The following is a 21,537-nucleotide window of genomic DNA, read 5'->3' as shown; positions in this document are numbered from 1 at the left end:
GTAGATAGTGACAATGAAATACGGTCCATTGTGTCGCTATGTTACTAACTAAGCCCCAAATCAGGATATGATTTGGGGCTTTTTAATCAATTAAGTTTTTAATCAACCATGGATAAAAAAACTCAAGAACAAAAAATTATTGATTTACAACATAAATCAAATGACTTGGAACCAACAAGTGAAAAGCGAGGATCATTTTATCAATCAACCAATTCCTTTTCTGAAATCTTTTACTCAACAATTGGCACTCAAAATGCCTACAAGGAACCTTCAAATGAAGAATTAAAATCAATACTAGAAACTGATCTCAATGAAGAGCCCGGTAATTTTGATGATATTCTTTCCCAAATAAATAAAAAAGTAATACCTCCAGGTCTAAATCCTGTATCGGGTTCACATTTCGGGTATATACCAGGAGGGGGACTGTTTTCCAGCGCAATTGGTGATTTCATTAGTTCACTCATCAATCGATATGCCGGAGTATTCTATGCATCACCTGGAGCTGTCACGTTAGAGTACAGATTAATTAAATGGATGTCTGGTTTAATCGGATATGGTGAAGGTTCTGGAGGTTTTATATCCTCAGGCGGAAGTATTGCAAATTTAACGGCAATCTATTCTGCACGTGAAAGTGCTGGTATAAAACCTTCGATAATTAGTAGAACCGTAGTCTATTTGGGTCAACAAACTCATCATAGCATTAGAAAGGGACTTAAAATTTGTGGCATGCAAGATTGTATCAAGCGAATTATTCCTTTGGATGATTATGGAAGGATGATAAGCACAGAGTTAAGAAGTTGCATACGAAAAGATTTAAAAAGCGGGTTAATACCTTGGATGATTGTAGCTTCTGCAGGAACAACAGACCAAGGTGCAATTGATCCAATAAATGAAATTGCTAACATTTCACAGGAATTTAATTTATGGTATCACGTTGATGCAGCTTACGGTGGTTTCTTTTTATTGACAAATGAAGGACAGGAAAAATTAAGGGGAATAAAAAAAGCAGATTCTGTTGTACTGGATCCGCATAAAGGACTTTTTTTGCCCTATGGTTCAGGTGCATTAATAGTCAAAAATGTTAACTATTTAATTTCTGCCAATGAGTATCAAGCAAACTACATGCAGGATACTATAGTGGACTCAAATAGAATATTTTCCCCTGCAGAAGTATCTCCTGAGTTAAGTCGCAGCTTTAGGGGGCTTGGAATGTGGATTCCTTTGAAAACTCATGGAGTCAAAGCCTTTAGATATGCTTTAGAAGAAAAACTAGAACTTACCAGGTATCTTTGGGGCTGGCTTAAAAACCTAGATGAGATTAAGGTATCGAGCTCCCCGGATCTTACCACATTCTTATTCAGGTGGGAACCTCTTAAAAGATCAAAGAGGTACTCAGACTCAACTTATAATAAGGTTAATAAAGATCTTCATGGGAAGTTACTGAAGAGAGGCCGAGTTTTTATTTCAACCACTTCGTTTGATGATAAGTTGTGGTTACGTATAACTATACTTTCAATTCGCACACATTTAGATCAGGTTAAAATATTTCAAAGAGAATTACTTGATTGCATACAATTGATTAGAGATGAGTAGACACTCATTATAATCTACTAAATGTTTTCATGACTAATTTTTCTAATCAGAGTTTATTACACTCATTACATTCAATACAATAGCATCACACCTTTCTCCCAGGAAGTCAAATATCTCAGTTTTTGAATATTTTTCATTCACTACCTCCTGTATCATGCTTTTTGCTCGATGCAATCTAACTTTGACATTTGAATCTGATATGTCTAAACATTCAGCAGTTTCTTTTGTATCAAGGTTTTCCACTTCACGAAGTATATAAACAGATTTATATTTTGGCGGTATTTGATTAACCACTTTTTCTAATACTTTTTTGAAATCTTTTTGAATAGCTATTTTTTCCGGGGAATCATACTCCAGGTAATCTTCTTCGTTCATAACCCTCTTTTCTTCTAATAATTTCAGATTATTGAGGCTTTTATTCTTATTCAAGAATTTTAAAGCTTCATTAATTGCTATTCTTGTAAGCCATGTTGAGAATTTTGAATCTCCTCTGAATGAATCTAAATTTTCAAAAACTTTAATATATGTTGTTTGTAAAGTATCCTTAACGGATTCCTCGTCTTTGATGTAAGAAATTTGAACTCTGTAAAGTCTTTGATTATACCTCCTCATTATAATCTCAAACAGCTGTTTATTACCAGATCTTATTAAATTGATAATCTCTTCATCTGTTAAATGCTTGTATTCATCCCACTTCAGGAATTTATAGTCAAGATTGCTTTTTGCTGGTCCCATTGTGCTTAACCTTATTTATTATTCAGATCTTTACACTTTTAGATCCTCTCTACCTCACTTTGGTTACAAATAATGTACAATATTTAATTTTTTATCCCATATCCATGCTTGACGTATGTGTGTAGTAGGTAATCGTATTCCCTCAATTTATTTCTAATGTTTGTTATGTGTCTGTCAATGGTTCTATCTGATACATCGTGGTAAGTTGGATAGACTTTACTTACAATCTCATCTCTTGAAAACACTTTATTCCTGTTCAACAGTAATATTTCAAGGATCATGTACTCTGTTGCAGTAAGATAGATCTCTTGACCTTCTATCATAAGGGCTCTTTCTTTCCCGTCAAAAATTAAATTTCCATGCCTAAAAATATGTTTGCCAGACTTATTACTCCGTAACAATGAATTTAGATGGGCCTTAATAATATTTAAGGAATCAGGGTTTGAAACATAAGAATCAACACCAGATTCTAGTACTTCAATCTTCTTATGGTCTAAGTTTAAATTCGAGACATACAATACTGGTATGGCCTTAATTAACTTGTTCCTATGATTTCTTATCAGCCTGCAAAATGACGTTCCATTTGTTTCTTTTTTTTGAACATCAATGACTACAATTTCAATATTATCAGCATATTTGTTTAGTAACTCAGATGACTGCCACTTTGTATTTGCGGATATAATTTCCTTATTAAAATTATTATTTAAAAAATTAACCAACGTCATTTCTCTGTGCATAGAGTCACAAATGATTAATATTTGTCTCTTTTGAAACATTTTTACCAGAGTTAATGATTAACTTTATTCAACCAAAATTATTAGTAATGTATTTTGTGTTTATACCATGAAAACGAAGACAATAGAATTACACTCAACAATGTATAGTAAATAAAGCTTTGTGAGATCACCTTGTCACCTGAAGCATATGAGTGTAGGCCCGTTAAATAAAAATTCACCCCAAAATAGGTCATCAAAATGCTTGCGTACGCAAGAACACAAACTAGACTAAATAGCCATTTGTTGTTCAGTGAGGGAATTAATCGCAAATGAATAACTAATGCGTAAACCATAATACTTATAAGCGCCCAGGTTTCTTTTGGATCCCATCCCCAATATCTACCCCAGCTTTCGTTGGCCCACTGCCCTCCCAAAAAATTACCAATCACTAACATCACTAATCCAATAGTAATGGATAATTCTACTATATATAGTAACTCTGTTATTGTGCTTTTTAAATTATTTCTGTTCTTATCATTTGTAATTAAAATCAGAAACTGACAAATAAGGGCTAAAATCATTCCTAACGTGAATGGCCCATAACTTGCAACAATAATTGCAACATGTATCATTAGCCAGTATGAATTAAGCACAGGTTGCAGATTTGCAATTGCCGGATCCATCCAATTCCAATGTGCAACCACAAGAATAATAGATGAAATAAAAATTGAAGAACCAAGAGTTAGTATTGATCGCCGGCCAAAAATTATCCCGAAAAATACGGTTGCCCAGGCAACATATATCATCGATTCGTATGCGTCACTCCAAGGAGCGTGCCCAGAAATATACCACCGTAGTATTAGCCCAAAAGTATGCAATGCAAATAGAAAGAATGCTATGAAGTAAAGTCCTTTAAGTAATTTTATAAAGAATATTGACTTGTCATCAACTATGTTTAAAATTCCAAATATTATTATCAGCAAGCCAATAATTAGGTACCATGACCGCATTTTCTCAAATAAGTTTATTTTATTATAGAAAATTTCAGCTGCGATCTTTTGGTCACTTAATCTAACTTCTTTACCAAATTTAAGTTGATATGCTTCAATTTTTTCAAGTAAATCATTGGGTATTTTATATTCTTTATCTGTCCCAATACTACTTAGCGAGGAGTAGTACACAGACAATATATTTTTTATAAATATTGAATCGTCATTTCTCAACTTGACATCACTCAATTCATGATTTGATACCCACTTATTATTGGCATCATTGGGGACAGGAAATATTCTTAAGGCTTTTCCACTTAGAGCAAAATTCAAAAGATTTGCTTTATCATCTAATTCAATCAATGCTTCTTGAAATTTATTTGGAATTACAGCCCTATATGCATTTCCTAAATAACTGGTAAGCTTATACCCTCCGTTTTCATACAATAATTTTGAGAGAGAGATATAACTTGTATTCAAATCAAGATTTAGAATCTCTCTTAATCTATTATTCTCCTCAATTTTTATTATTGGCACCTCATACCATAATTCAGGATACATTAGAATTGAAATAAAAACCTGATCTGGTGATAAGTTTAAAAAACTATCTTTTTCATATAATTTTCTTAGTAATTCGGAAGAATAGGTATTAATTGGTTTCATTCGCCCGTTTCCATCTTGTATTACTAATTGACCAAATTTTGATGCATGAGTTTGATCTACAGCCATATCCTTTATGACTGAATTAATATTACCAGACTGAGCAAATCCCTGCAGAGGAAATAGCATTAGTAAAATTAAAGGGAGTGCCATTTTTGCCGTGTTTCTCTTATAAAGTCTTTTCCTTATAACCCCAAACCTTGAGTTCTTATCAATCAGGATCAATAACAAAGACAGGTAAAGTAAATAGTATCCGGCATAGGTAGTGTTAGTACCTAACCTGTCATGATTTACAGACAAAACAGTTCCTTTCTCATCAGGATGAAATGATGCTTGAAAAAATCTATAACCATCATAATCCAGAACATTGTTCATGTATATCTGACTGTCAATAGACTTCCCCTCATCTAGTACGCTTACATAACTTTTGAAAGATGAATAGCTTGTCTTTGTACCTGGATATTTTTTTGCTTCAAACTCTTTTAGTTGAATACTGAATGGTACCCTAATTTTTTTACTTCCAAATGACAAGGTAAATCTAAGCCCCCCTACAGTTACATGGTGTGGCTCACCAACCATCCCCTGATTTCCCTTTATTATAACTTTTTTAACTTCATCATTAGCAGCAATTTGAAGTTTTAAAATATCAAGTGTTAAATTATCCTCTGAATAATCTTCCGGTACATATTTTAGTATGCCAGGGTAATCAATTTTATCGAATACGATTTGTATGTCATCAAGTTGGTATAACCACTTGAATCTCATACGTTGGTATTCATTGTCGTTTACAACTTCAGTTATTCCATCAGACATTCTTAAACTAGATCCTCTAATGGGCGATTTTATGTTATAGTTTTCCCCATTCTTGACAATATTTATCGCATTGTCTTTAGGTTTATTAAAAGTAAGCAAGGTGTTTTTTATCTCTGTTACTTCCCCTGACCTCAAATAAATTGTTTCTGATTCACCTTCTCTTGCAATTGTTATTTTCACGTAGTAGAAACCAGAGTTATCTTGAATCACTTCTTCTTTAGCGTTTATGACGAACTTAGTATTCGTTACCTGAAATGGTGTCCCAGTGATTTCATCTTTAATCCTAAAGTCGTTATTACCTATTACCGCTAACTTTAGAGGTTTTCTTATTGTGAGAATATTCCTGATTTGATTATGATCCCCTTCTACCTGAATACTTAGATGATTGTCACTTGAAACAATAATATTGGTAGTTTCTCCTTCCCTTATGGACATGGTGCCTTCGTAACCAAAGTACCTTGTAAATGAAGCCCCTATTAAAATAATTATTAGAGATACGTGTACTAATAGAACAGGCCATTTTCTTTTTTGGTAAAGTTTATATCGTTTGATATTTCCCAAAAAATTAATTGCAAAAAGAATTAGAGTTAGTTCAAACCATGAAGAATTATAAACCAATTTTTGAGCTGTCGAGGTATTATACCAATGCTCAATAAATGTACCCAGCCCCATTCCAACTGCAATTGTTATAAACAAAAATGACATTGTTTTAACAGAAACAATCATTTTGAATATAATCTTCAAGACTTTCCGCATTTCAAATGTTTAATTGCTGCTATTAAATTTAAAGTCACCCAAGACTGGAATGCAGTGTACAACATTCTTAACCTTGGGTGACATGGGTTACCGAGCGCAAGTACCTGTTACAAGGATTTTAAATATTCAACTAAATGGCCTTGCTCAGAATTTGATAATTCTAGATTGAAGTGTTCGTTATAATGTGAAACAACATCGTCAAGAGTTTCAAAGCGTCCATCATGATAATAGCCTCCATTCGCTCTGGCCCAAGCTCCTCTCAAAGGAGTAGTTCTGTACATTCCTGTTGGAGATCTATCAGCCTCAAATGAATCTATCCCTATTTCATCTGGTGCATGTAATACATTTTCAGCATCAGAAAAATTAGGCCCTGAATGACATGTAAGACATTCCGCTTTACCATTGAATATCCCCTTTCCTTTTTTGGCTGAATCTTCATTATAACTATCATTTGGTGGCTTTGGAGGGTCAAGTGAAATCTGATATTCTAGCAATGCTGGTAGTTTTGAAGTAATCAGATCTTCGTCATTTTTGATGTTATAGAATTGATTTTCTGTTGCGATCGGAAATTGTACCGGGTCATTTAATCTTGGATCAGAAAAGTTACCAATGCCATGCATCTCAATATTTGCTACAAACGAGTTCCAATACGTCACATCTCCCCAACCAGTATATGTCGCTTTCATTTCTTTTGTTAAACCATAGGCGGCAGGTAATAAATTAGCAGCAACAGATCCATCAGGTTTCAATGCTATACCATCAACCATTATACCAGCATTAAATTTACCTGGTCCCCAGGCAGAAAGAACACTTCTAAGTGTGGGTTCATCTACATGTAGTAAATCTGCAACTGGTTTTGCGTTGTCAGTTAATGAAATGATTGCTCCAACATTTAAATCTCTATTTGGCCAACCATCTAGCCTTTTACCGATTCCAGGTGCAAATGAATTATCTACAGTAGAATGACAAACTGCACAAGTTATTCCAACCTTTGTCATCTCCCCTTTTTCACTAAATGTTCCCTTTACCCCTACGACCGCATCAAGTTGTAGTAACGCTACTGTTGTTGCGGGATCATCCAGGTCCACCTCTCCATTTTGGATTGCCTGAACCACCTCGTCTGGTAATGCTTCTGCATCAACCTTTAATCCGACCTGTAGAGCTGTACTTGGAGATACACCAGGTCCATACCCCCCTAATTCTTCTCCTAAAATTGCCTTGTCTATATGAAGTAAACCACTCCAAAAAGCTTCATCACCAAAAGTATCATATCTGAAAATTTCTTTTCCTTCTTTAACCAATTTTGGATCTAGGGCTTTACGATTCTTTTCTGTCGCGTCAAAAATATTGCATTGCGCCAATAACAATGAGGTGACTATCAATAATGATGTATTTATTAATTTATTCATGATCAGTTTTTTAATGTTAACAGCCTAATAAATAACCCCCAAGGATTCCATAAGAGGTGATTTCCTTCATTTGATTCAATCAAATCTGAATTGGTTACAAAAAATCTTTTACTACTTACATTAACATTCCGATATTTCTCATCTTAAATTTCAAGAATATTAGCTCTTAGTAACATCCAGGGAGTTTAGAATTATTTTGTAACCTAATCGCTTCTTTAGGATCAAATAGTCATATCAGTCAGACTATTTATTAATTCAAATTTAAAATGTTACTAAAGCAAGACTATCAAGCGTATACTAAGGAAGATTACAATGTTTGGAATAGGCTATTTGTCAGTCAACACCATGTATTAGAAGAGAAAGCACATCCGGAATATCTCGATTGCTTGAATGAATTAAATGTAACACTGAATCATAATTCAATACCGAGTATACAGGAGTTAAATTCAGTTTTAAAACGAAGAACCGGGTGGACTATTAATGTTGTTCCAGGGTTAATCTCAGAAGATCAGTTTTTTCAATTTTTAGCCACAAAGAAATTCCCCTCGTCAACCTGGTTAAGACCTTTGAGTAGTTTAGATTATTTGGAAGAGCCGGATATGTTTCATGATATTTTTGGTCATATCCCCCTATTGCTAAATTATGAATTTTCAAGTTTTGCACAACGTATTGGGGCACTTGGTGTGCTTTATAAGAATGACCCTGATATACTTAAAAACCTGCAAAAAATTTACTGGTTTACTATAGAATTTGGTTTAATTAGTTATAAAAATCATCTGAAAGTATATGGTGCGGGAATTATTTCTTCGACAAAAGAGACTCATCATATCTTTAATGATGATGTTGAGATACTCCCTTTCGATATTGATCAAATCATGCAGGATGACTTTGAAATATCAGAAATTCAAAACAGGTATTATATAATTGAGACGTTTGATATGTTGTATGATGCAATCATCGATTTAGAATACACCCTGCCTCGTAGAAATTAAAAAGTTATGATGCCCATTATTAGCAAATGATCACGCTACAAATCTCTGCTACTTTTACTAAGATGACTTAATTCAAATTGTCCGCTAACATATGTACGATATGGCCGAAAGATCCTCTACCAGATTCAAGCTTTGTATGACTTTCTGGAGAATCATCATTTATATAACATTAGAAAATAACCTTAACCCTGTGGTCTTGGTCCAGTACTAAGACCACACACCTACCCAAAATAAATTGGGTTTATTGACACCTTTGTTGGGCTTTGAGTTGTAGTTTAAATTGGCATCTTGCCCCCTTCTCATATTTAAACTGGAAACACATAGATGTGATTAAAAATGCTATTGTTTAATGCCTTATTACATTAGATAAGTACCTTAAATTTATTGTTTTACAAATTTTGAATAAATAATCTGTAACAAAATAACTCTATATCCCTCTTAGTCTTGTTGGGTATAACATAATTTGGGATTATGGGCTTAAATTTTATTGGCGGTATTACAAAACACTTAGCCGTTGGATTTGTGTTTATTTCAGCGTTAGTAATGGGTTATATCTTGTATGAGCTTGATAAAACCAAGCGGTACTTTGCTGATCAATTGATAGAACAAGCATCAGAGCGCATCCAAACAGAGTTAGATCAGTTCTTCCTACCTGTGGAAGAACAAATTTTAACCTTAAGAGAGCAAAAATCACTTAGCTTATTTGACGATTTATCAATTGAGAACCTTAATCAATTTTACATACCCATCATTAACCGTTACCCACAAATTTCCTCCGTTGGTATCGCTGATAGCCGGGGATATGAGATCAATATACTACCGGATACCGTGGAAGGAAATTGGCTGAACAGAGAAGTACACGTTGATGAGTGGGGGATGATTGAAAAATGGAATGTCTGGGATGATGAAAAAAGACCTAATGAATCTCAGTCCTGGACAAACGAACTTGCTGAAGATCCAAGAAACCGTCCTTGGTTTAAAGGTGCTGTACAAGAAAATGGCACCCAAATTTATTGGACGAAACCCTATTTGTATCATACAAATGATGAAATTGGCCTAACCGCGTCTATTGAGTGGTCATCAAACTCAAGTGAAGCTCAACTTGAAGTAATGGCCCTTGATATTACTCTTAACGACATTACTGAATTTTCACAAGGGCTATCTATTACGGATAATAACCAAATTTTTATACTTACTCAGGAAGAGAAAAATATTATCGGCCTGCCTCAAAAGTATGATGAATTAAATCCTGATAATATGATGGATAAACTTTTATCCACACCAGAGGCATTTGGAAACCCAGCCCTTGTTTCCCTTCTGGAGTTTCCTCCAAAAGAAATTGTATCATTTGACAGTTGTGGTGAAAGTTGGTGGGGAATTTTAGGATCTTACGAGATCAACGATAGTCAGGAATTGCTGATTGCTGTTATGATTCCGGAAAGTGATTTTGCCTCGGAGATTAATAGTACTGTACAGGCTATACTCGGGGGCTTTTTGGTGATCATTATATTAGCTGCTTTGTTAGTTCGAAGCCATAACAGGCTAAGAAAAGCAAAAGCCTCACTCAACGAGCAAAATGGAATTATTACCAAACAGAAAGAACGGTTATTTGCAGAGGTTCACCACCGCGTAAAAAATAACTTAGCTATCATGGCCGCTCTGATGGAGCTTGAAAATATGGAAAGTAAGGACGAGGCTGTGAAAGATATATTGACTCAAACACAACGAAGAGTAAAGTCCATGTCGGCGGTTCATGAGATCATGTACAAAACCGATGATGTCAATAAAGTTCAAATAACCGAATTTATTCCGGGGATTGTCAACTTCAGTAAAAAAGATTTTGCTGATATTGATGTGGAATTAGAGCTCAACATGGATGAAGTCCTCATTAACGTTAACCAGGCACTTACCTACGCACTGCTCTTAAATGAATTTATGAGCAGCATATTAAAAGCACAGCTCGATTTAAATGAGTCCATAGTTATTCAAATCCTGCAAAAGGATAATAAAATGATTACTGCCGTGAAGATAAGTACGGATACCGATTACTTAAAAACTCGGCAAGATGTAGGTAAACAATTAATACAAGTACTATTAGCTCAATTAGGGGCTGATTTAAACACCGAAAAAGTTGAAGATTTTACGATGTATGAAATTGCATTCGAGTTGAAAGACAAAAAGGGGATTACGAGTAACTATCGATACAATTAGACATTTATTCTAAAATAGCTCGGTCTAAATAATTTTTTAAAAGTAAAATTTCATTTTGCCTTATTTGGTATAAATCGGTACTGGAATTGTGTAAATGTGATTGTCTGATTTTGACCTGCTGTTGTTCAATTTTCCCGGAACCTGTAAAACTTTGCGTGTTTTAAGTCTTTGAGCAGATTCTGGATCGTGTGAAGGTAGATAAATGAGTGGATCCTGTTCAGCCAATCTCAAAATCTTCTTTTGTGTATTTAATGCTTGCCTTGGGTCTGGACTTACCCCGTCCGGTTGAAGATTTAATAATAGCTCCTCTGTATAACTCGTATCTCCGGCCAGAAATATTTTTTCCTTACCTGTATTAACAACCACCGAAACGTGACCTGGAGTATGCCCCGGGGTTGGAACAATCACAATGCTTCCATCTTTGGTTACAGGAAATGACTGGGTAAATGGACCATAATCTTGTTTTCGAAACACGATCTCGCTTGGCTGAAACCAATCCTTCCAATGCTGTGGCAAATAACCCCTTAATTTACCCAGTGTCCCTTTGGCATCCTGATAGTCTGTTTTTGGGACAAGAATTTCACTATTTGGGAAATGATACAAACCTCCTGCATGATCTGTGTGAAAATGAGTAAGTATCACGGTGTCAACTTCATTGGGATTTACATCATAATGGGCAAGCTGATGATCAATTTCATCGCTCCTGGATACATCCATCTTAACCGCATATCGATAATAAGGATGCCATTTTGGGAAGTAACCGGCACGAGAGGTCATTGAGGTTTCCCCGGTATCGATTACAAATGTTCCCTCTGGATGTTTGATCAGCCAAGCGTATATGGGTAACCAGCTTGTCCATTCATCAGAGGCAAGGACACGGAACATGCCACCTGCTTCACGTGATTTTTGAGCTCTTTTTACTTTTACAGATCCTGTTTGAAGTGGATAGATTTCCATAATTACTCCTATAACTATTTAAGTGTTCAGTTATAGGATATGCAGGTCAGCAGCCAATCACTTGTATGAACCTGCTGTTCTTAAATATTTTTGAAGGCGTAATACCAAAATTTGATTTAAAAGCCCTGTTCATATGTGGGGAATCCGAGAAACCGGCGTAGTAAGAAGCCTCGGTGATTGACTCCCCATTAGCGAGCTTGAGGAGTGCGACCCGCAGTCGCTGCCATAAAATGTATTTACGGATCGGAATACCTATCTGTTCAGAGAACAGGTGCATCAATCGACTTGGACTTAGGTAGACAGTTTCAGCTAAATGTTCAACTGTTATAGTTTGATCGCTTAAATGCTTTTTAATCGAATGTATACTTTCAGAAATCCGATCGTCCAATTTATCCATTGAATCAGCTGCAGGCCATCCAGTGATTAACTCCCGAATTTGATAGGCTGTGTCACAATTCAATGTTTGCTCTATAAATGGTTTCAACTCAGCTTCAAGATCTCCTAAAAAGGTATTTATGACATGTGATTCAGATATCGATCTTTTGATTGAAAATTCAGGATCCAGCCATATCATAAGCACCTTATCTGAACCGTCTAACTCAACCTGATGGGGTACATCACCAGGCACAATAAAGGAACTTACTTGTTTTGATTTAGTCCATTCTTTAGAACTAATTTTAAAAGAGTTTGAATTACTCAGACCATATTGCACATAATGATGAGCATGCATTTTAGACCTGCCATGTCGACCCTGAAAGATCAGACAATCATCTAATATACAGTAGATATTTTGGATTGTATTTGCGAAAACGACTATAACTTAAATTCAAGGGTAACCCTATCTTAAAATGCCTTGAGTAGTAAATTCAATTACTCTGAAGATAAAAAAGTCAGGCGTTTGTTCCATCAAGCCAAAACTAAAGACAGCACCTTACTGTACTGTTTACCTACATCATAGAAACAGACAGAAAGGAATTACTGGAGCTGATCTTTGACACCAACACCCTCCGATGGCATGTTGGGTCCGGCGCCGGCTCAAAAGACCTCACTATAGATAAGATTCTCGTATATAAAAAGATGACTCGAAAAGTGCAGACCAAAACTTACAGATTCATTCCTTGCCATGGGCAGTAGCTCTGTTGTAATATTTAGTCCACGTAGTTTACAGTGATAATTCCATCCCCTGATCACTCTCAGTAAATAAGGTCTGATAGTGCAAATAAAACATAATCATCCACATTTGTGGATAACTCGTGCGTAAAAACACTTTATTCCGGCCAATCTATTACCTAATATAGATCGTGAGATAAAAAAAGCCCAGCAGTTGGAACTGCTGAGCTTTAATCTAATGGGCCCGGTTGCTCGCGGACGAGCAGTGCATGTTGCCACGTGTCACTTTAGGAGTTCGAATCTCCCCGGGTCCACTTTTTTAATTCGGGGTGTGTTCACATAATGTGAACTAATGATAGTTGGAATATTGCAACTTGGCAAGTTAAAAGATATTGTCTACGTGATCGGTACTTAATGATTCAAATAATCATCACTGTACTATATGATCTCCGAATCGCTCTTGCGAGTCTTTAGTTTCTCAACCCGCTCCGAATCTACCCTCAGCTGTACCAATTTATGATTGAAGATCAGGGAACACTACAAGTTATTTAAGTTGTAACCTGGCATATCGAAGATATAAAAGTCAAGAAGGGATATAATTTTGTGGCTAAAACAACAATGGATAAATACTAATATTTGATCTACATACCAAATTCATTGGAGTCGGTGTTTATACAAGCAGTAGATGAGCAGTTATTTTTCTTGAGATAAACCTAATCTGTTATATAAACAGGAGAGCATCAATTAGAGTGGGGCCACAAGATTTATTATACAAAAAAGCCTGACTTAGTATCAGGCTTTTTAATAATTAGACTTACAATCAATGTTTAATTTAACTCTGATTCTAATTTATGAATCGCTTTATGCAACATATGTTTAATCAAATCATCATCACTTTCAAAAGAGACTTGGTTTGACACAATTCCATAACCATATGTATTAAAAACGATTGAATTTAAAAATGAACTACTTGCCATTTCAACTCCCTTAAAATCTATTGTTACCTTTTCCCCAGTCTTTAAAACAGGTACAATATGTTCATCAGCATATTTTTTTGCATTTGATCCGTTGACACAAACTTCACCAAATTCTTTAGATATTATATACTTTTTCATGATTCGACCCACTTAGATTTATTACAAATAAACACAAAACATTAACAATTCAAAGTAAATTATTGTTTTGAGCTTCAATAAACACCTTGTTAAAGTTATAAAGATCACTTCTTTTAAGTGTTATAGAACATAACGTTCCCTCAACTAAATTAGTTGCGTGTTCGTATTTATTACCATTTCTATAAAATCCCTTATTAGATAGAATGGTAAAATCTACTCCTGCTATCTTCGCAATACCATTTAAGTATGTTAAGCCAACTCCGGCATTTTCAAATCGTGGACCGATTGGTTTCGAACTAACTTCATAATCAATCGCTTTTTTTATTGCGTCACAATTCAACATATTCTCCTCAAAGTGTTCCGATTTTTGAATTTTGAAACTCTCTTTAATTCCAATGCCATCATCAAGAATTGCTAATCGAACATAATCTTTGTATCCATTGTACTGTGCAAAAACGTAACCAGTTCCTTTAGAGTGTTGAATAACGTTCATAATTAATTCACCGCTGGAATATATTATTCCCCTTTTAAGCTGTCTAACATCGGGGTTTCTCGAAATTAGATCATCTGTTAATGCAATATCTGAAAGAGATTTGGCTAACTCATCAGGATCTTTATCAAATTCTTGATCATTACGTGAGTCTATTCCAAACTCTACTATGGGTACAAATCTATCCCCAGGATCGTGTCTCTCAAATTTCTCGACATAATCAATATCGAGGAGCCTAAAGAAATTCATTCTTTGGCAATACCTATAGAAGTCATTCTCTTCATGCTTAAAGATTACATCAATACCATCATTAAGCCAATACTTACAATTACCAAAAAGTAATAGTATAGCAGCAGGTGTCAAGTTTTCACAATCACTTATGTCTATTTCAATCTTATTCTCAGAGTGTATTGAACTTAGTTTTTTAGCAAATTTTAATAGGTCGTATTCATAAACTTTCCTCGGCACCCTTAAAACATCCATGTATTATTTATACTTATCTTTAAAATTACACTAATACTTTGACCACAAACTACAGATAAATAACCGTTAATACATTCTATACAATAATTTTGTAACTATACATTTAGGGTTCTCTCTAACCGGTAAAGTATTTATACTATACCCGCTCATCTTTTATTTTTGCCCGGTTATTGTATGAAAACCAATTGTACTTAACCACTGATTTTGTTAGGATAAGAACCTTCATTTAAAATGATAACAGAAACAGCTCGCAGCTAATGCCCATAAAAAAATCGGATCTCTACGCCTCCATTTGGAAATCTTGTGATGAACTTCGGGGAGGCATGGATGCTTCGCAGTACAAGGATTATGTACTCACCATGCTCTTTCTTAAATATGTGTCGGATAAATATGCTGGTGATCCCAATGCCCTGTTAGTGATACCCGAAGGCGCCTCTTTTGATGACATGGTAAAGCTGAAGGGCGATCCTGAAATCGGGGATAAGATCAACAAACAGATTATTGCACCTATTGCCGAGGCCAACGACTTGCGGGGTGTAATTGACCAGACGGATTTCAACGATGATGAGAAACTAGGCACAGGTAAGGAGAAGGTCAACCGGCTCAGCAACCTGATCGGAATCTTCCAGGATGCCAATCTGGACTTTGGTCAGAACCGCGCCGGAGATGATGACCTGCTGGGCGATGCCTACGAGTACCTGATGCGTAACTTTGCCACCGAGTCGGGCAAGAGCAAAGGACAGTTTTATACACCATCTGAGGTGTCACGGATTTTGGCGAAGGTTATTGGTGTGGAAAGTGCCGATAGTCCTTCGCTTACCGCATACGATCCAACAGCGGGGTCCGGATCTTTGATTTTGAAAGTGGCTGATGAAGCGCCGGTGGATATTACGATTTACGGGCAGGAAATGGATGTGGCGACTACGGCACTGGCTAAGATGAACATGGTTCTGCACAATCGCCCTGAGGCGGTACACGACATCATGCGGGGCAACACACTGGCCGATCCCAAGTTCACCGAACAAGGATCACTCAAACGCTTTGATTTTGTGGTGGCCAATCCGCCTTTTTCCTATAAGGCGTGGACCAACGGACTCGATCCGGATAATGATCCTTACAATCGTTTTGAAGGTTTTGGGATTCCGCCATCCAAGAATGGGGATTACGCTTTTCTGCTGCATATCGTGAAGTCGTTGAAGAATACGGGAACGGCTGCGGTGATTTTGCCTCATGGCGTGCTGTTCCGGGGCAATGCTGAGGGAACCATCCGTAAGAATCTGATTGAGCGGGGATACATCAAAGGGATTATTGGTTTGCCGGCCAACTTGTTTTACGGAACGGGTATTCCGGCATGTATCCTGGTGCTGGATAAGGAGCAGGCCGGATCGCGCGAGGGCATTTTTATGATCGATGGCAGCGAGGGCTACCTCAAGGATGGAAATAAGAACCGGCTCCGGGAGCGGGATATCCACAAGATCGTGGACCTGTTTCGCAGTCAGAAGGAAGAGCCCGGCTACGCTCGATTTGTTCCGAATGAGGAGATCCGCACCAACGAATACAACCTCAACATCCCCCGCTATATCGACAACAGCACTGAGGAGGATATTCAGGATATTGAAGGCCATCTGAAGGGCGGTATTCCCGGGCGGGATGTGGAAGGTATGAACCGCTTCTGGGAGGTGTATCCCGGAATAAAGGATACGCTGTTTGAACCACTCCGTGAGAACTACTTGCAGCTGAAGGTAGATAAGGATGCCATCAACGAGACGGTATTTGCGCACCCTGAGTTTAGCCGGTACAGCACGGAGCTGTCTGAGTTATTTGAGGGATGGAAAATGGCTCATTATGAGGATATGAAAGCAATTAACGAAGATACCCGCCCCAAGGAGTTTATTGCGGAGATCGCCGAAGACCTGCTGGACCGTTACCGGGGCAAGGCACTGATCGATCCGTATGATATTTACCAGCACCTGATGAACTATTGGTTTGATACCCTGCGCGATGATGTGTACATGATTGTGGAGGATGGCTGGACGGCCACACTGGAGCCGGTGCGCAACAGCAAAGGGACCATCAAGAAAGGCGAATTTACCTGCGAGCTGATCCCCAAAGAGCTGGTGATTGACCGCTACTTTTCTGGTGAAAAAGCACAGATTGATGAGCTAAAGCAGACCCAGGAAACGGCTGCCCAAACCATGGAGGAGTTGGAGCAGGAACACGCGGTGGAAGGCGGTCTGCTGGAAGAAGCTCTGAGTGATGCCGGTAACGTAACCAAAGGCGAGCTCACCCGGCGCATGAAAGAGATCAAAGGCAACCCGGACTATGCGGAGGAGTACGAGCTGATGAAGACCTATAAATCCGCCTACGACAACGAGAAGAAAGCCAAAAAGGCGGTGGAGGAAGCCGAGAAGCAGCTGGACAAGAAAGTGATTGATAAATACCCGCAGCTCAGCAAAGACGAAGTGAAAACCCTGGTGGTGGACGACAAATGGCTGCCCACCATAAAAGGACAGATTGGCGGCGAAGTTGAAGCGATCTCCCGAAGCCTCACGCAACGAGTAAATGAGCTGGCCGGTAGGTATGACAAGGCCGTTGTGGAAATTGATGAAGACGTGGATGAGCTGGAAACCCGTGTTCAATCACACCTGGAAGCGATGGGGGTTGTATGGAATTAGTTACTAAAGAAAAGAAAGGGTTTAAGAGAACAGAGGTTGGGTTGATTCCTGAGGATTGGAAGTTGATTTCACTCGATGAATTAACTCAAAAAGGAGATTTGATTCGTGGTCCTTTTGGAGGAGCCTTAAAAAAAGAGTTTTTTGTGGACAGAGGATTCAAAGTTTACGAGCAAAAAAATGCCATCTATTCAGACTATTCATTGGGAAATTACTTTGTTGATGAGGATAAATTTTGGGAATTAAGACGGTTTGAGGTTCAACCAGATGATTTTATCGTAAGTTGTTCAGGAACTATTGGAAGGGTTTATCAAATTCCGGAAGACGCTCCAAAAGGAATTATAAATCAAGCATTACTAATCATAAGATTAGATCCTGAAAAAATAGTATTACCCTATTTTTTGAATTATTTCAGTTGGGAAAATTTTCAGGATAGGATTATTGATAGTACACAGGGTGGTGCTATGAAGAATCTGGTAGGAATGGATAAGTTCAGAGCCACTCAAATTCCTATCCCCCCAACCCTCACCGAACAACAAGCAATTGCCTCCGCCCTCAGTGATGTGGATGAGCTGATCCGCTCCCTCGACGGGATGATCCAAAAAAAGCGGGCTATCAAAAAAGGCACCATGCAGCAGCTCCTCACCGGCAAAATACGTCTGCCTGGGTTTGATGGGAAGTGGCCTGAGGTAATTATGGGAAAAGATGCCTCATTGAAAGCAAGAATAGGTTGGCAGGGCTTAAGGACGGACGAGTATTTAGAGAATGGAGAATATTATTTAGTAACAGGAACAGATTTCAAAAATGGAAGAGTTGATTGGAAGGGCTGTCACTATGTTGAATATGATAGGTATAAACAGGATACAAATATTCAACTCAAAGAAGGAGACGTTTTAGTAACGAAGGATGGCACGATTGGTAAAGTGGCTATTGTTGAAGAGTTGAATAAACCTGCTACTCTTAATAGTGGCGTTTTTGTTATACGACCTACTTCAAATAAATTTGTTAATGAATTTCTCTTCTACACTCTATCATCAATACATTTTACTAAGTTTCTTGATTCACTAACAGCAGGGTCAACTATTAACCATTTGTACCAGAAAGATTTTGTTACGTATACATTTAACGTTCCCCCAACAATCGAAGAACAAAAAGCCATCGCTTACATCTTGTCCGACATGGACCGGGAACTCCAAACCCTCCGCCAAAAGCGGGAAAAGTACGTGCAGATCAAGCAGGGCATGATGCAGGAGTTGCTAACAGGGAAGACGAGGTTAATTTAAAAATGTGAATTATGCTTTATGATCCTAATAAATCATTTAAAATTCTTTCTATAGATGGTGGAGGTGTAAGAGGGGTTTATCCGGCAAAGATATTGGCAGATCTTGAGTCAAAATTAGCTACTCAACAGAAAGAAAAAACTTCCCTAAACGATTATTTTGATTTAATATGTGGTACTTCTACTGGAGGGATTATCGCTCTTGGTGTTGCATTAGGTATGCATGCGAATCAGATTTTTAATCTTTATAAAAATCATGCAGGTGACATATTCGGTTCACCAAAAAACATTTTTGAATGGATCTTTAACCCAAAATATAGCAATAGGGAGTTAAGACGATTAGTTGATCGAGAGTATTCAAAGTTCGTTGGTGTTAGCAATCCCAGAATAGGGCATTGTAAAACAAGAGTTTGCATACCAGTTTATAATGCAGATGAAGGTCAAATCAATATAATCAAAACATCACATCATCCTGAGTTGTATCGGGATTTTCAATATCCAGCAGTTGATGTAGCTTTATCAACCGCAGCTGCTCCTCCATTTTTTCGACCTCACACATTTAGTTATATAAATAAAGAAACTGGCAAAATTAAACAACGAGTCAACAACATAGATGCAGGGGTATTCGCTAATAATCCAACTTTTATTGGTTTAATAGAAGCAACAAGGACTATTGGTGTACCATTAGAAAAGATCAAAATACTATCTATAGGAACAGGTAGTTCGAAATTTATTGAAAAAGAAAAAGATCAGAATTTCGGATTGTTTTACTGGATGCATCCTACAAAGACAAGGATGATTAATCTGTTTTTTTCTTCGCAAGCAAATGATGTTGAAAATGTAATCAAATTCTTTCACCAAGGGGTAGGAAATCAAGCTCAGCAAAAATTTTACTATAAAAGAATACAATATGAATTTGATTCTGGGGAAAGCATCGGTCTTGATGAAACAGACAATGCAAAGCTAACTCAATTGATCGTACAAGCAAAATCAGATTTCGAGGATACTCATCAAGAATTAATCAAGGAGTTCTTTGATCAACCCATAACCCCTTTTAAACCTCTTCATATCCTTTAACCTAAATCAAAAAGTATCATGGCAAATTGTAATAAGCTGTTCTTGGATTTCAATAAAGATTTAACACCAGGGCAAAAAAAGAAAGACCAGATAAGTACTTCCCGGGAGAATGTTAGACAACAAATTCGAAAACACTTTAAAAAAACCCATCCAGAATATGAGCCATTCTTTAAAATTCAGGGATCAAGTCATCAACTCGTAAATACGATTATTTTATATAAAGATGATACCTGTGACCTTGATGATGGAGTATATTTTTTTAGAGAGCCAGATGTTTCCGCAAAAACTCTCCAAAGTTGGGTTAAAGATGCAGTTATGGATGTCACTTCTAATTCACCTGAACATCGCAGAAGATGTATAAGGGTTAAATATGAAGGTGATTATCATATCGATTTGCCTGTTTACTATAAACTTAAAAAAGACAATGATTCTGAACATCCAGAATTAGCTGATAAGGAAGATGGATTTTCACCAAGCGACCCAAAAGAATTTGCAGAGTGGTTTCATGAAAAAAAAGACGACGACAGACAATTAGTTCGAGTCGTGAAATATTTGAAAGCGTGGGGAGACAATATTCAGAATAAAATGCCTTCAGGGTTGGCAATGACGTTACTTGCGTGTGAGTGTATACAAATTAATAGCCGTAATGATATTTCTCTCAGAGATACACTAATAAATATTAAAGAAAAACTTGATGACAGTTGGGTGTTAAAAATGCCGACATGCCCAGAGGATAATCTTTTTGATAGTTATGAGGATGAGAAAAAGAATTTCATCATTGATCAATTGGAGTCATTTATTGAAGATGCATCATCAGCAATTGATGAGCCAAATGAACTTGAAGCAAGTAAATTATGGGCAAAACATTTAGGAAAAAGATTTCCAGAAGGAAAAGATGAAGATACTTCAGAGAAAGAAAAAGATTTAAAGGAAAAAGCCGCAATTCTTGGTGGTACATCCCCATATGTTGATCGCCAAGGTCGTGTTACGGACGATTCCAACAACGGGAAAAAAATACCAGATACAAAAAATTATGGCGGGTAAATACAACAAAAAACGGCCAAATTACTTTGTCAGGGTAAATCGGCAAAAAACATTAATTGAAAGAGATTTTGAATGTTTTGAATGCAAAATTAAAGGAAGAGGACTTGATTGTTCACTTGAATGCATCGGAAAGTTTCAACCAACTGATCATAGTATTGAGTACACCATAAAATTGACATATGATGGTGCTAAAGTTCCTAAAGTATATGTAATTGAACCTGATTTACCTTATGATATAGATGCACATATGTACGCTGATAAGAGATTGTGCTTGTATTATCCTGAGGATGATCCCTGGAAGCATCACAAGAGCATAGCTGATACTATTATTCCCTGGACTGCAGAATGGTTGGTGTACTATGAATTATACCAAATTGATGGAAAATGGCATGGGCCATTTGTATCTCATGATGGGACTGCAAAATTTTCTGACTGA

At 36.9% G+C, this 21,537-nt stretch carries 16 protein-coding genes; 8 read left to right on the top strand and 8 right to left on the bottom strand.

Going from position 1 to position 21,537, the window contains the following annotated elements:
* Window positions 1–108: 108 nt before the first annotated feature.
* Window positions 109–1,593: a pyridoxal phosphate-dependent decarboxylase family protein gene (locus tag AC13FX_RS05380; protein WP_482879481.1), complete on the top strand. Its 1,485-nt coding sequence runs from the start codon at window positions 109–111 to the stop codon at window positions 1,591–1,593.
* 42 nt (window positions 1,594–1,635) lie between these two features.
* On the opposite strand, the gene AC13FX_RS05375 is transcribed toward AC13FX_RS05380, so the two are convergent.
* The 4 genes from AC13FX_RS05375 to AC13FX_RS05360 form a co-directional block, all read right to left on the bottom strand.
* Window positions 1,636–2,328, bottom strand: coding sequence for an RNA polymerase sigma factor (locus AC13FX_RS05375; protein WP_482879480.1), 693 nt, complete (start codon window positions 2,326–2,328; stop codon window positions 1,636–1,638).
* Window positions 2,329–2,411: 83 nt separating this feature from the next.
* Window positions 2,412–3,065 carry a response regulator transcription factor gene (locus AC13FX_RS05370; RefSeq protein ID WP_482879479.1) on the bottom strand — a complete coding sequence of 218 codons (654 nt, stop codon included), beginning with the start codon at window positions 3,063–3,065 and terminating at the stop codon, window positions 2,412–2,414.
* Between the two features lie 80 nt (window positions 3,066–3,145).
* Complete coding sequence (locus tag AC13FX_RS05365; RefSeq protein WP_482879478.1) at window positions 3,146–6,250, bottom strand: cytochrome c biogenesis protein; 3,105 nt, start codon at window positions 6,248–6,250, stop codon at window positions 3,146–3,148.
* Window positions 6,251–6,369: 119 nt separating this feature from the next.
* The gene (locus AC13FX_RS05360; RefSeq protein WP_482879477.1) at window positions 6,370–7,671 is read right to left on the bottom strand and encodes a hypothetical protein; all 1,302 of its coding nucleotides are present in this window, start codon (window positions 7,669–7,671) and stop codon (window positions 6,370–6,372) included.
* Between the two features lie 266 nt (window positions 7,672–7,937).
* Between AC13FX_RS05360 and AC13FX_RS05355 the strand changes: the two genes are divergently transcribed.
* Complete coding sequence (locus AC13FX_RS05355; RefSeq protein ID WP_482879476.1) at window positions 7,938–8,663, top strand: phenylalanine 4-monooxygenase; 726 nt, start codon at window positions 7,938–7,940, stop codon at window positions 8,661–8,663.
* A gap of 471 nt (window positions 8,664–9,134) precedes the next feature.
* Complete coding sequence (locus tag AC13FX_RS05350; RefSeq protein WP_482879475.1) at window positions 9,135–10,874, top strand: sensor histidine kinase; 1,740 nt, start codon at window positions 9,135–9,137, stop codon at window positions 10,872–10,874.
* 60 nt (window positions 10,875–10,934) lie between these two features.
* Here AC13FX_RS05350 and AC13FX_RS05345 read toward each other — a convergent pair whose 3' ends face one another.
* The 4 genes from AC13FX_RS05345 to AC13FX_RS05330 form a co-directional block, all read right to left on the bottom strand.
* A complete protein-coding gene (locus tag AC13FX_RS05345; protein ID WP_482879474.1) occupies window positions 10,935–11,831 on the bottom strand; it encodes an N-acyl homoserine lactonase family protein in 897 nt (298 codons plus the stop codon).
* Between the two features lie 46 nt (window positions 11,832–11,877).
* Window positions 11,878–12,561: a helix-turn-helix domain-containing protein gene (locus AC13FX_RS05340; protein ID WP_482879473.1), complete on the bottom strand. Its 684-nt coding sequence runs from the start codon at window positions 12,559–12,561 to the stop codon at window positions 11,878–11,880.
* Between the two features lie 1,207 nt (window positions 12,562–13,768).
* Window positions 13,769–14,056, bottom strand: a complete 288-nt coding sequence (locus AC13FX_RS05335) for an STAS-like domain-containing protein (RefSeq protein WP_482879472.1) — start codon at window positions 14,054–14,056, stop codon at window positions 13,769–13,771.
* Between the two features lie 49 nt (window positions 14,057–14,105).
* Entirely contained in the window at window positions 14,106–15,029 is a 924-nt protein-coding gene (locus AC13FX_RS05330; protein WP_482879470.1) for an ATP-binding protein, read from the bottom strand.
* Between the two features lie 257 nt (window positions 15,030–15,286).
* Here AC13FX_RS05330 and AC13FX_RS05325 point away from each other — a divergent pair, with 257 nt between their 5' ends.
* The 5 genes from AC13FX_RS05325 to AC13FX_RS05305 are packed head-to-tail and all read left to right on the top strand — an operon-like array spanning window position 15,287 to window position 21,537.
* Window positions 15,287–17,704 carry a type I restriction-modification system subunit M gene (locus AC13FX_RS05325; protein WP_482879469.1) on the top strand — a complete coding sequence of 806 codons (2,418 nt, stop codon included), beginning with the start codon at window positions 15,287–15,289 and terminating at the stop codon, window positions 17,702–17,704.
* The gene (locus tag AC13FX_RS05320) at window positions 17,695–18,984 is read left to right on the top strand and encodes a restriction endonuclease subunit S (protein ID WP_482879468.1); all 1,290 of its coding nucleotides are present in this window, start codon (window positions 17,695–17,697) and stop codon (window positions 18,982–18,984) included. Before AC13FX_RS05325 ends, AC13FX_RS05320 begins: the two co-directional genes overlap by 10 nt.
* Window positions 18,985–18,995: 11 nt before the next feature.
* Window positions 18,996–20,057 carry a CBASS cGAMP-activated phospholipase gene (locus AC13FX_RS05315; protein WP_482879466.1) on the top strand — a complete coding sequence of 354 codons (1,062 nt, stop codon included), beginning with the start codon at window positions 18,996–18,998 and terminating at the stop codon, window positions 20,055–20,057.
* 18 nt (window positions 20,058–20,075) lie between these two features.
* A complete protein-coding gene (locus AC13FX_RS05310) occupies window positions 20,076–21,101 on the top strand; it encodes a CBASS cGAMP synthase (RefSeq protein WP_482879465.1) in 1,026 nt (341 codons plus the stop codon).
* On the top strand, window positions 21,091–21,537 hold the full coding sequence (locus AC13FX_RS05305) for a type II CBASS E2 protein (RefSeq protein WP_482879464.1): 447 nt from the start codon (window positions 21,091–21,093) through the stop codon (window positions 21,535–21,537). The genes AC13FX_RS05310 and AC13FX_RS05305 overlap by 11 nt, the downstream gene beginning before the upstream one ends.

The organism is Gracilimonas sp. B-17 (assembly GCF_056857935.1).
The sequence above is the reverse complement of the archived record's forward strand: the minus strand, read 5'-3'. Positions and strand labels throughout refer to the sequence as shown.

Excerpts from the sequence above, each read along its gene's own strand:
- AC13FX_RS05380 (WP_482879481.1), top strand. The coding sequence starts at position 109 with ATGGATAAAAAAACTCAAGAACAAAAAATTATTGATTTACAACATAAA.
- AC13FX_RS05320 (WP_482879468.1), top strand. The coding sequence starts at position 17,695 with ATGGAATTAGTTACTAAAGAAAAGAAAGGGTTTAAGAGAACAGAGGTT.
- AC13FX_RS05360 (WP_482879477.1), bottom strand. The coding sequence starts at position 7,671 with ATGAATAAATTAATAAATACATCATTATTGATAGTCACCTCATTGTTA.
- AC13FX_RS05375 (WP_482879480.1), bottom strand. The coding sequence starts at position 2,328 with ATGGGACCAGCAAAAAGCAATCTTGACTATAAATTCCTGAAGTGGGAT.
- AC13FX_RS05345 (WP_482879474.1), bottom strand. The coding sequence starts at position 11,831 with ATGGAAATCTATCCACTTCAAACAGGATCTGTAAAAGTAAAAAGAGCT.
- AC13FX_RS05335 (WP_482879472.1), bottom strand. The coding sequence starts at position 14,056 with ATGAAAAAGTATATAATATCTAAAGAATTTGGTGAAGTTTGTGTCAAC.
- AC13FX_RS05350 (WP_482879475.1), top strand. The coding sequence starts at position 9,135 with ATGGGCTTAAATTTTATTGGCGGTATTACAAAACACTTAGCCGTTGGA.
- AC13FX_RS05315 (WP_482879466.1), top strand. The coding sequence starts at position 18,996 with ATGCTTTATGATCCTAATAAATCATTTAAAATTCTTTCTATAGATGGT.
- AC13FX_RS05370 (WP_482879479.1), bottom strand. The coding sequence starts at position 3,065 with ATGCACAGAGAAATGACGTTGGTTAATTTTTTAAATAATAATTTTAAT.
- AC13FX_RS05340 (WP_482879473.1), bottom strand. The coding sequence starts at position 12,561 with ATGCATGCTCATCATTATGTGCAATATGGTCTGAGTAATTCAAACTCT.
- AC13FX_RS05305 (WP_482879464.1), top strand. The coding sequence starts at position 21,091 with ATGGCGGGTAAATACAACAAAAAACGGCCAAATTACTTTGTCAGGGTA.
- AC13FX_RS05310 (WP_482879465.1), top strand. The coding sequence starts at position 20,076 with ATGGCAAATTGTAATAAGCTGTTCTTGGATTTCAATAAAGATTTAACA.
- AC13FX_RS05330 (WP_482879470.1), bottom strand. The coding sequence starts at position 15,029 with ATGGATGTTTTAAGGGTGCCGAGGAAAGTTTATGAATACGACCTATTA.
- AC13FX_RS05325 (WP_482879469.1), top strand. The coding sequence starts at position 15,287 with ATGCCCATAAAAAAATCGGATCTCTACGCCTCCATTTGGAAATCTTGT.
- AC13FX_RS05355 (WP_482879476.1), top strand. The coding sequence starts at position 7,938 with ATGTTACTAAAGCAAGACTATCAAGCGTATACTAAGGAAGATTACAAT.